Below are 10,576 nucleotides of genomic sequence, written 5' to 3' on the forward strand. Positions count from 1 at the left end.
ACCAGGGTGAGTGATACGCTGATCGAGGCGCTCAAGGCGCCGAGTGCTTACGACCACCCCGTCGACGCGGTGGAGATCCACGAGACACATATTTCGTGGGTCCTGCTGACCGGCGAGTTCGCCTACAAGATCAAGAAGCCGCTCGATTTCGGCAGCTTCCTGGACTTCTCCACGTTGGCCAAGCGGCGCGCGCTGTGCGAACAGGAAGTGCGTCTCAACCGGCGTCTGGCACCCAATCTCTACGTGGCGGCGGTGCCGATTTCCGGTACCCCCGAAGCGCCGCGCATCAATGACGCCAGTGCCCCCTTCGAGTACGCCGTGAAGATGCGGCAATTCAGCAATCGCCTGCTGTTCAGCCACCTGCAGGCCAGCGGCGAACTCTCCCAGGAACTGCTCGACGACCTGATCGATCAACTGGTCGACTTTCACGAACGGGCCACGCCGGTGGCGGCGGACAGCCCACTCGGCAGCGCCGAGTCGACGGCAGCGATCGTGACGCGGGAATTCACACTGATCGCTGAGCGCCTCGATGACGACGACGACCTGGCGCATCTGGCATGCCTCGAGACGTTGGCCGGCGAGGCTCACGCCCGACTGCAGGAGGTCCTCACTGACCGCCATCGCAGCGGCTTCGTGCGTGAGACTCATGGTGATATTCACCTCGGCAACGCGGTTCACCATGAGGGTCGTGCGCTGCTGTTCGACGGTATCGAGTTCAACGACGAGCTGCGCTGGAACGATGTGGCCTGCGACCTGGCGTTTCTGCTGATGGACCTGGAGGCGCGCGGTGAGCAGAGTCTCGCCCGGCATGCGCTGAATCGCTATCTGGAACTCTCCGGCGACTATGGGCTGGTGCGGGTACTCGCCTACTACAAGTTCTATCGTGCGCTGGTCAGGGCCAAGGTGGCGGCGCTTCGCTACTGCCTCTCGGACGCGAGCGATCTACAACAGCTTGCGCTGACCGAGTGTCGCCGCTATCTGCGCCTGGCGGACGGCTATGCCCGCTTCAGTTTTCCCTATCTGCTGCTTGGGGTCGGGGTGTCGGGTAGCGGCAAGAGCCGCTTTACCGGCGAGGTCATCCGGCGCCTGGGCGGGGTACGGCTGCGTTCCGATGTCGAGCGCAAGCGCCTGTTTGGATTTCATCCACAGGCGGATAGTCAGCAACAGGGTGTGGATATCTATACGCCGGCGGCTACCCTGCGCACTTACCAGCGGCTCGCTGAGCTTAGCGGCGTTCTGCTGGAGTCGGGGCTGCCGGTATGTATCGATGCCACCTGCCTGGCACGTTGGCAACGCGATATGCTGGGCTGGGAGGCGGAAGGGCGTGGTCTGCCGTTGCTGACGGTGAGTTTCGAGGCCGACCCGGCGACGCTGCGACGCCGCATCGAAAAACGGGCCCGCCGCGGTGGCGACCCGTCGGAGGCGAGCCTTGCCGTGCTCGAGCGTCAGTTGGCCAGCCTGGAGCCGTTTGGCGACGACGAGCGGCGTCACCTGATTCATCTGGACACCACCGCCGACGATGCCACTGAAACCCTGGTGAGTTTGATCCAGGCCAAGATTGGCACGTTGGACGGCTGATGTTGTGCAACGCCGCTACCGCTCCCACCCTCTGAACCTGAAAGGTTGCCGTGTAAATAGTAATATCAGCGTGATATTGCCGAAAAAGGCTGCAGGGGTTGGCACATTGTAAATGGCCAACATGGCAGCGATGCCAACAACATCAGCAGGCAGGCCGCGCTGTGACTGGCGCCTGACCTTGCCATTGATTGGCCACACCCGTCGCCCAATAATGAATGCCGTGCCCGAGTCCGGGGGGACAAGTGGGTCACGAGTTGTCGGGCTATCGAAATACAAGCGACGATTCAATTCTGGCTTCGCCGATTGTCTCCCCCTTTATTGCTGGATAGAGGCAGCCGGGGCGTTGCCATCAGGTTCTTTTTCGCCCAGTTCATGGCCTGTATCCGGTTATGAACCTTGATTTTTCGGAATATATTGTAGATGTGCGACTTTACGGTGTGCTCGCTGACAAACAGCTTCTCGGCAATCTCGAGATTGGAGTCGCCCGATGCTAGCAGGCTGATGATCTCCATTTCGCGCTGCGTTAAGCCGCATGCTGGACGGAAAATACTCAGCTGTTGATGTCGATAGAAATCGATAAGGAGAGTCATCAATGAGCGCGACATCCAGAAATCACCCTCGATCAACACGCCGATTCCCTTGCAGATCAAGGCGATCGAGTCATCTCGGTAGAAAACCCCATGGATATGCAGCATGCGCATGATATCCATGGCATGTTCTTCATCCTTGAGATTGAACACAGACATGATTTTTGACGGACTCTCCATGCACGCCAAGTGCCACTCGTGCATGTCATTCTCACTGACATGATCGGCATCGATCAACAGCACTACCCGCTGATGCTGCATTTCTTGATGGTGCGCCTCCGGCGGTAGTATGCCGACGCTACAATCCACTTCATTCTTTATATAATCGACGAAGAGCTGTGACTGCGGATTGGCGTCGGTGACCAACAGCACCATCGTGTGTTCAGAATCCATGATGCATCCCCTGAAAAAGTACTCCGTGATGTGTATGCCCGGACATGCAGGGATAGGGCCTGTAGTATGACTCATCACACCATTTTTGTAAATTATAGTAACTTATGCAACGTTTCGTTTTCTTCGGAAGGCGATGGATGCTTATTTAGATTACCTTTTTATTTTTTAATATCAATAAGATAGAATGATTTTGGCGGCGTTTTGCTTGCACTGAGTCTGATGAAAATGACCTTTGTGCATGTTACTTTATGTGTTTTTTGATCCAGGACAGATGAGCTTTCTCATCCTCTGCCCTCGCTCGCCAAATATACGGTTCGCCTGGCCAGGGAGACGGCGTAGAATGAGCCGCGCTTCATCACCGAGGAGAGTGCCATGTCGCCAGCGTCCGACATTGTCCTGGCCAGCGGTAATGCTGGAAAGATCAAGGAATTCAATCAACTGCTTTCGCCCTTGGGCTATGAGGTCAAGGCCCAGTCGGCCTATGGCGTGGTCGAGGTCGAAGAGACTGGCCTGACGTTCGTCGAGAATGCGCTGCTCAAGGCGCGCGAGGCGAGCCGTGTCAGCGGCTTGCCGGCACTGGCGGACGATTCCGGACTCGAGGTCGATGCGCTGCATGGTGCGCCGGGGATTTATTCGGCGCGCTACGCCGGCGAGCCCAAGAGCGACTCTGCCAATAATCGCAAGCTGCTCGAACAGCTGCTCGAGGTGCCGGAGGGTGACCGCACGGCGCGCTACTGGTGCGTGCTGGTCTATCTGCGTCATGCAGACGATCCGGTGCCGCTGATCGTGCAGCAGCACTGGGAGGGCGAGATCCTGGCGCATCCGCGAGGGGAGGGAGGCTTCGGCTATGATCCGCTGTTTTGGATTCCCGAGGCGGGAATGAGCGTGGCGGAACTCTCTGCCGAGGAGAAGAATCGCCTCAGTCACCGCGGGCGTGCCATGCAGGCGCTCTTGTCACAATTGTCGGGGCACTGATGCCGCTCCCTCCGCTTTCGCTTTATGTGCACGTGCCCTGGTGCGTACGCAAGTGTCCCTATTGTGATTTCAATTCACATGGCGTGGGCCATGCTGCCGACTTGCCCGAGCAGGCATATCTCGCCGCCTTGCTCGACGACCTCGATGCCGAACTGCCCCTGGTGGCCGGTCGCGAGCTGGTCAGCGTGTTCATTGGTGGCGGCACACCGAGTTTGATGTCATCGCGCTTCTACCGTGAGTTGTTCACGGCGCTGGGTGCCCGACTGCCACTCTCCGAGGCCTGCGAGGTTACCCTTGAGGCCAATCCCGGGACCTTCGAGCAGGCGCGTTTCGCCGGCTATCGCGAGGCCGGCATCAACCGCCTCTCGCTTGGGGTGCAGAGCTTTCAGACGGCGCAGCTCGAGGCGCTCGGCCGGATCCACAGCGGCGATGACGCCAGTCAGGCGGTGCTCAACGCCCGCGCGGCGGGGTTCGACAATCTCAATATCGACCTGATGCACGGCCTGCCCGGCCAGGATGTCGACGCGGCGTTAGCAGATCTGGAGACGGCCTTGGCGTTAGCGCCGAGCCATCTCTCCTGGTACCAGCTCACGCTGGAGCCCAACACCGAATTTTATTCGCACCCGCCGCGGCTGCCCGCGGAAGAGCAGCTCTGGGATATTCAGGATGCAGGTCATGCGCGTCTGCTCGAGGCTGGGCTACAGCAGTATGAGATATCGGCCTACGCGCGACCCGGCCTGCGTTCGCAGCACAACCTCAACTACTGGCGGTTTGGCGACTACCTGGGAATCGGCGCCGGTGCCCACGGCAAGCTGAGCCGGGTGGACGACCGCGGTCGCTGGACGATTCAGCGGCGCTGGAAGTCGCGTCAGCCCGAGGCCTATCTGCGGCGGCGTCGCGATCCGCGTGGATTCATCGCCGGTCAGCGAACCCTGGAGGCCGACGAATTGCCGCTCGAGTTCGCCATGAATGCCCTACGCTTGGTGGAGGGAGTCCCTTTGCCGCTATGGTCGGCGCGAACCGGCCAGCCCTGCGAGGTGCTGTGGTCGCGACTCGCCGAGGCGCGCAAAAAAGGACTTGTTGTGGAAGATGGCGAGCGACTGCAAGCTTCCCCTCAGGGTCTATTATTCTTGAATGAACTGCTGGCCTCGATTGAGATCTGATCAGCGGTTCTGACATCGACGTTCAAGGAGTTATTCCGCTATGCGCAAGACACTTCGTCTAGCCCCTACACTAGCCGCTGCCATCCTGGTGGTGGGCTGTGCGACCAACGATCCCTATGGAGGGCAGACCCAGCGCAGTAGTACCGTCACCGGCGCCGGTATCGGCGCTGCGGTGGGCGCTGCCGCCGGCGCGCTAAGCGGCAGTGGCAGCACCAGTCGACGTGATCGTGCGCTCATTGGGGCGGCGGTCGGGGCAGCCGCCGGCGGCGGTATCGGCGCCTACATGGACCGCCAGGAAGCGCAGCTGCGCGAAAGCATGCAGGGCACCGGCATCGAAGTGGATCGCCAAGGCGACGACATCGTGCTCAATATGCCCAGCAGCGTGACCTTCGGGTTCGACTCCAGCGAGCTGACCAGCTCGGCGCGTACGGCCCTCAACGATGTCTCCGATGTACTGCGTGAGTATCCGGAGACGCGCATCAACATCGCCGGGCATACCGATAGCACCGGGTCCGCCGACTATAATCAGCGGCTTTCCGAGCGTCGTGCAGAGTCGGTAGGCAACTACCTGGGGCAGAGCGGTGTCGACCGCTCGCGTCTCAGCATGCGCGGTTACGGCCTGACGCAACCGGTGGCCAGCAACGACACCGAGTCGGGTCGCGCGCAGAATCGCCGGGTGGAAATCACCCTGACGCCGATGCAGCAGCAGATCTGATCTCAACCTTCGATATCGGCCCGCAGGCAACCCCTGCGGGCTTTTTCATGGGTACCTCATGCTCGCCTACCAGCACGCCTACCACGCCGGCAATGTCGCCGATGTACACAAGCATCTGACGCTGTATGCGGTGATTCAGCACCTGTTACGTAAAGCGTCACCGATTACGTATATTGATACCCACGCCGGTCGGGGACTGTACCCGCTAGACGCCGCCGAGACGCATAAGCTACAGGAGTATCGCCGCGGCGTGGCCCCGCTGTGGCAGGCACGCTCGCAGCTGCATGGCGCTAGCCCGCTGCTGGATGCCTGGCTGTCTGCCCTGGGCGAGGCGCAGCACGGCACGGGACGCCTCGATCACTATCCCGGCTCACCATGGTGGCTGGCCCGGTCGCTGCGTGCGCAGGATCGGTTACAGCTATTCGAATTGCACCCCGGTGAACACGCTGCGCTAGAGCGTCAGACGCTGCCGGCCAACGCCAGCCGCACCTACGGCGATGGCCTGACGGGGTTGCTCACGCGGCTGCCGGTGGCGACCCCGCGGCTGTGCGTGCTGATCGATCCCAGCTATGAGCGCAAGCCGGAGTACCTCGAGGTGGCCGATACGCTGCTCGACACAGCGCGCAAGGCGCGTCATGCGCTGGTCATGGTGTGGTACCCGCTGCTGCCCGCGTCACGCCACCAGGCGATGCTGGAGGCCCTGCGCGAGGCGGGACTGCGCAAGCTGTGGCGCAGCGAGCTGGTACAGCAGCCGTCGGGTGATCGCCGCCACGGCATGTACGGCAGCGGCATGCTGCTGCTCAACCCGCCGTGGGGGCTAGACGCTGCACTGGGCGAGGCACTCGATGCGGCCCTGCCGCTGCTCGGCGAGCAGGCCAGCCACCGCGGCGAGTGGTGGGTCGAAGAGTAAGCCAGCGCTTACTTACCGATGCAAAAGCTGCCGAAGATCTCGCCGAGCAGGTCGTCGGCGCTGAACTCACCGGTAATCTCGCCGAGTGCCTGCTGGGCATCACGCAGGTCTTCGGCGAGCAGTTCGCCGGCGCCGAAGCCTGCCAGCTGCGTTTCACCATGGCCGAGGGCCTGCTGGGCACGATCCAGCGCGTCCAGATGGCGGCGGCGTGCCGAGAAGCGCCCCTCGGACGTGGCGTTGAAGCCCATCACCGCCTTGAGATGCTCCTTGAGCGGCTCGATGCCGGCGCCGGTCTTGGCCGACAGGCGCAGCACCGGCGTCACGGCGCTATCGTCTATCCCGGCCGACTCATTGCTGGTGTCCACCTTGTTGCGGACCAGGGTCAAGCGGCTGGGGTCGGTCAGGCGAGCGACGAACTCTGGCCAGATCGCCATCGGATCGGTGGCGGAGGTTGTCGTCGCATCCACCAGCAACAGCACACGGTCGGCCTTGGCGATTTCGTCCCAGGCGCGGGCCACACCGATCTTCTCCACCGCGTCGGGCGTATCCCGCAGCCCGGCAGTATCGATGATATGCAGCGGCATGCCGTCGAGGTGGATATGTTCACGCAGCACGTCGCGCGTGGTGCCCTCGATCTCGGTGACGATCGCGGTGTCTTGTTGCGTCAGGGCATTGAGCAGGCTCGACTTGCCGGCGTTGGGCCGTCCGGCGATCACCACGCTCATCCCTTCGCGCAGCAGCGCGCCCTGATTGGCCGCTGTGCGCACCTCGGCCAGCTCGGCTTTTACAGCCTCCAGCATCGCCGCGACCTTGCCGTCAGCCAGGAAGTCGATCTCCTCCTCGGGGAAGTCGATCGCTGCCTCGACGTACATGCGCAGTTCGATCAGGCGCTGCACGAGTGCCTCGACACGCTGTGAGAAGGCGCCCTGCAGCGAGCGCAGGGCGTTCTCGGCGGCAGCCCGGGAGCTGGCCTCGATCAGGTCGGCAATCGCCTCGGCCTGGGCCAGGTCGAGTTTGTCGTTGAGAAAGGCGCGCTCGGAAAACTCGCCCGGTCTCGCCAGGCGCGCACCGAGGGCAACACATCGCTCCAGCAGCAGATCCATGATGACCGGGCCGCCGTGGCCCTGGAGTTCCAGCACGTCCTCACCGGTGAAGGAGTGGGGGCCGGCAAAGTAGAGGGCGATGCCCTCGTCGATACTGTCCTGAGCGCCCTGGAAGGGGCCGTAGTGGGCGTGCCGAGGCGAGGGGCAGTGGCCTACCACGGCATCGGCGATGGCTCGGCTGAGCGGTCCAGAGACGCGGATGATGCCGACCCCGCCGCGGCCGGGAGGCGTGGCCAGCGCAGCGATGGTGTCCTGGGTATAGAGACGCTCCGACATGGGGGCTTCCTGATCGTGGGGGAAGGGTATTGTCTCGGGCGTGGCCCACAAACGCCAGACCCCCGCACAGGGCGGGGGTCCGGGGGGTAGCATGGAGAGAATTACTTGGTCTTCATGCCTTTGCCAACGCTGGGGTCGTTCTCGATGCGTCGCGTGATCACGTACTGCTGAGCGATCGAGATGATGTTGTTGACCACCCAGTAGATGACCAGGCCGGCCGGGAACCACAGGAAGAAGAAGGTGAAGACGATAGGCAGCATCTTCATGATCTTGGCCTGCATCGGATCCGGCGGCGTCGGGTTGAGCAACTGCTGGACGAACATCGAGGCGCCCATCAGGATCGGCAGGATGAAGAACGGATCCTTCACCGACAGATCCTGAATCCAGAACATGAAGGGCGCGTGACGCAGTTCCACCGACTCGAGCAGCATCCAGTACAGGGCGATGAATACCGGCATCTGTACCAGGATCGGCAGACAGCCGCCCAGAGGATTGATCTTCTCCTTCTGGTAGAACTTCATCATCTCCTGGGACATCTTCTGGCGGTCGTCGCCGTACTGCTCCTTGAGGCGCTGCATCTCCGGGCCCAGCTTGCGCATACGGGCCATCGACTTGTAAGCCTTGGCGGAGAGCGGCCACATGACCAGCTTCACCACGATGGTCAGGAACACGATCGACCAGCCCCAGTTACCGATCAGGCTGTGGATCTGATCGAGCAGCCAGAACAGCGGATTGGCGATGAACCACAGCCAGCCATAGTCCACCGTCAGGCGCAGGTTGGGCGCCACTTGCTCGAGCCGCTCCTGGACCTTGGGGCCCATGTAGAGCGTCGCGCCGAGCTGGCTCTCACCCTCGGCGGCGATCTGCGCCGACGGGCCGGCAAAGGCGGCGACGGTGCGATCGCGGGAGTCGGTGGTGCCATAGTAGAGGTTTTGCTGATTCTGTGCCGGTGCCCAGGCGGTAGTGAAGTAGTGCTGGATAATTGCCACCCAGCCGCCTTCCACATCGCGATTGTTGAAACGGCCACGGCGAATGTCGTCGAAGTCGACTTTTTCGTAGCGGTTGTCCGGCGACGAGAAGGCCGCCCCGAGGTAGGAGCTCATGCCCAGTGCCACACCGCTGGTGGGGTCGGGGCTGTCATCGCGTGCCAGCTGGCCGATGAAGCGCGCCGTTACCGGCTCCTCGGTGTTGTTGGCCAGGTAGTAGTCGACATCGATCGCATAGTTGTCGCGTTCGAAGGTGTAGCGTTTGATCACCTCAACGCCGTTGACCTCTGCGGTTAGATCAACGGTCAGGCTGTTGTCACCCTCCTCGAGGCGATACTCGGTCTGTTCGGCATCAAAGCCGATACGGCCCGAGTGGCCTTCGAGCTGCAGCCCAGACTTGGCGACGAAGCTGCGCGTCTCGCTGTCGGAGAGCAGCACGAAGGGCCGATCGGAGTCGAGCGTCAATTTGTGCTGAGGCAGGGCAGCGTAGACGATGTCACCGCCCTGGGGATCGATACGCACGTCGAGGACGTCAGTGGTCACCGCGATCAGGTCACGGCTGCGCGTTTCGGTCTCGGCGGCTGGGGGCAGCTCGCTCTCCACCGCCTGCTGATCGGCGCTGGGAACGCTCAGGCCGCCATCGTCGTCGGGCTCAGCACTGTCGACCTGCGGGGCCCCGCCGTTGGTGAAGGAGGGCGCGTCCGGCTCAGGCGTTGCCTGGCCGTAGTCCTGGTTCCACTGTACGACCAGCAGATATGCCAGTACGGCTAGCGGAACCAGCAGAAGTAGTCGTTTTACGTCCATGAGGGTCCTGCCCGATGGGTAATGAACATTCTGACGGCAACATCGATATCAGCGGTGCCGATACACACGAAAGCCTGCCGGAGGCAGGCTCGAAGCGTCACCGCGGAGACGGCGAAGGAGTGTCCTGGCTGACAGCGATCGTCGACTGCTTGCGCACATCCTTTTCCAGACGCCGCCACATGCCGAATAGCTGGCGATGCAGGGTGTCGTTATCCAGCTCGTGTACGCCTCGCCGGGAGAGTACCACGATGTCGACAGCGGGAAGGCGATGCTGCTGGAGGCGGATGGATTCGCGAACAAGTCGTTTCAACCGGTTGCGGTCCACGGCCCGGCGCACATTCTTCTTGCTGAAGACCAAGCCTACGCGGGGATGGCCCAGCGCGTTGGGGCTTGCCAGTGCCAGCAATCCTTTGCCGTGAATCTTGAACGCCGCGTGATCGAAGACGTGTCGGTATTCCCCGGCATTCAGCAGTCGCAGACGCCGGGGAAAGCCCAGACAGGACACACGCAAGCCGAGATCAGGCGCTCAGACGCTTGCGGCCCTTGGCGCGACGCCGCGCCAGAACGGCACGGCCGTTCTTGGTGGCCATGCGGGCACGGAAGCCGTGCACGCGCTTGCGCTTAAGAACGCTAGGTTGAAAAGTGCGTTTCATAACTATCGATTCCCACGTGGTTAATTGGACGGATCGTCAATGGTGAGGTGCCCTGGCTCCGGCGGGGAACCCTGGGTAATTCGGCTCAAGACCGGGCATTTTAGTGAATTCGAGCCACAGGTGCAATTTTTCTCGCGCCTAACCTAGCCTGCCTCGAGTGGCCCTTGTCCCACGGCGGCACAGTGCAGCCGCGGCGCAGTTTGTGCGTCTTGTTATTAAGATTGGGGACGGAATATGTGGATAACATGGTTTTTCTCCATTAATACAGTGCGATAGTGTTGACCATCGGGTGTGGGAAAGATCTTGACAAGTGGTTGAGAAGTGACGCGGTGACGGGTGCCAGGCGAGCGAGTCTGGCCAGTTGGACGGTTGTCGTAGGCGCGTTCGGCAACCCCGCCATGATCGAGTTTTCCACAGCGCCGCCGCCTCCCTG

General features: G+C 61.8%; 10 protein-coding genes. 5 read left to right on the plus strand and 5 right to left on the minus strand.

The window, feature by feature from the left end:
- Positions 1-6 precede the first annotated feature (6 nt).
- The gene (locus BWR19_18890) at positions 7-1,578 is read left to right on the plus strand and encodes a hypothetical protein (GenBank protein APX94821.1); all 1,572 of its coding nucleotides are present in this window, start codon (positions 7-9) and stop codon (positions 1,576-1,578) included.
- Between the two features lie 284 nt (positions 1,579-1,862).
- Here the strand turns inward: BWR19_18890 and BWR19_18895 are convergent, their stop codons facing one another.
- On the minus strand, positions 1,863-2,558 hold the full coding sequence (locus BWR19_18895; protein ID APX94822.1) for a helix-turn-helix transcriptional regulator: 696 nt from the start codon (positions 2,556-2,558) through the stop codon (positions 1,863-1,865).
- Positions 2,559-2,930: 372 nt separating this feature from the next.
- Here BWR19_18895 and BWR19_18900 point away from each other — a divergent pair, with 372 nt between their 5' ends.
- From BWR19_18900 to BWR19_18915, 4 genes are read left to right on the plus strand one after another with little or no spacing between them, the layout of a single operon-like run.
- Complete coding sequence (locus BWR19_18900) at positions 2,931-3,533, plus strand: non-canonical purine NTP pyrophosphatase, RdgB/HAM1 family (protein APX94823.1); 603 nt, start codon at positions 2,931-2,933, stop codon at positions 3,531-3,533.
- Positions 3,533-4,696, plus strand: a complete 1,164-nt coding sequence (locus BWR19_18905) for a YggW family oxidoreductase (protein APX94824.1) — start codon at positions 3,533-3,535, stop codon at positions 4,694-4,696. The genes BWR19_18900 and BWR19_18905 overlap by 1 nt, the downstream gene beginning before the upstream one ends.
- Before the next feature lie 40 nt (positions 4,697-4,736).
- A complete protein-coding gene (locus tag BWR19_18910; protein APX94825.1) occupies positions 4,737-5,411 on the plus strand; it encodes a cell envelope biogenesis protein OmpA in 675 nt (224 codons plus the stop codon).
- 58 nt (positions 5,412-5,469) lie between these two features.
- Complete coding sequence (locus BWR19_18915; GenBank protein APX94826.1) at positions 5,470-6,321, plus strand: hypothetical protein; 852 nt, start codon at positions 5,470-5,472, stop codon at positions 6,319-6,321.
- A gap of 8 nt (positions 6,322-6,329) precedes the next feature.
- On the opposite strand, the gene BWR19_18920 is transcribed toward BWR19_18915, so the two are convergent.
- From BWR19_18920 to BWR19_18935, 4 genes are all read right to left on the minus strand, one after another.
- Positions 6,330-7,700 (minus strand): tRNA uridine-5-carboxymethylaminomethyl(34) synthesis GTPase MnmE, encoded by a 1,371-nt coding sequence (locus BWR19_18920; protein ID APX94827.1) that lies wholly within the window; start codon positions 7,698-7,700, stop codon positions 6,330-6,332.
- 101 nt (positions 7,701-7,801) lie between these two features.
- Positions 7,802-9,490: a membrane protein insertase YidC gene (locus BWR19_18925; protein APX94828.1), complete on the minus strand. Its 1,689-nt coding sequence runs from the start codon at positions 9,488-9,490 to the stop codon at positions 7,802-7,804.
- 97 nt (positions 9,491-9,587) lie between these two features.
- A complete protein-coding gene (locus tag BWR19_18930) occupies positions 9,588-9,968 on the minus strand; it encodes a ribonuclease P protein component (GenBank protein ID APX95110.1) in 381 nt (126 codons plus the stop codon).
- 40 nt (positions 9,969-10,008) lie between these two features.
- Positions 10,009-10,143 (minus strand): 50S ribosomal protein L34, encoded by a 135-nt coding sequence (locus BWR19_18935; GenBank protein APX94829.1) that lies wholly within the window; start codon positions 10,141-10,143, stop codon positions 10,009-10,011.
- Positions 10,144-10,576 lie beyond the last annotated feature (433 nt).

The organism is Halomonas sp. 1513, from assembly GCA_001971685.1.
Taxonomy (GTDB): Bacteria; Pseudomonadota; Gammaproteobacteria; order Pseudomonadales; family Halomonadaceae; genus Franzmannia.

What these genes read in the sequence shown, in the direction of transcription:
- BWR19_18895 (APX94822.1), bottom strand. Translation starts at nt 2,558, where the DNA reads ATGGATTCTGAACACACGATGGTGCTGTTGGTCACCGACGCCAATCCG.
- BWR19_18910 (APX94825.1), top strand. Translation starts at nt 4,737, where the DNA reads ATGCGCAAGACACTTCGTCTAGCCCCTACACTAGCCGCTGCCATCCTG.
- BWR19_18900 (APX94823.1), top strand. Translation starts at nt 2,931, where the DNA reads ATGTCGCCAGCGTCCGACATTGTCCTGGCCAGCGGTAATGCTGGAAAG.
- BWR19_18915 (APX94826.1), top strand. Translation starts at nt 5,470, where the DNA reads ATGCTCGCCTACCAGCACGCCTACCACGCCGGCAATGTCGCCGATGTA.
- BWR19_18920 (APX94827.1), bottom strand. Translation starts at nt 7,700, where the DNA reads ATGTCGGAGCGTCTCTATACCCAGGACACCATCGCTGCGCTGGCCACG.
- BWR19_18925 (APX94828.1), bottom strand. Translation starts at nt 9,490, where the DNA reads ATGGACGTAAAACGACTACTTCTGCTGGTTCCGCTAGCCGTACTGGCA.
- BWR19_18905 (APX94824.1), top strand. Translation starts at nt 3,533, where the DNA reads ATGCCGCTCCCTCCGCTTTCGCTTTATGTGCACGTGCCCTGGTGCGTA.
- BWR19_18935 (APX94829.1), bottom strand. Translation starts at nt 10,143, where the DNA reads ATGAAACGCACTTTTCAACCTAGCGTTCTTAAGCGCAAGCGCGTGCAC.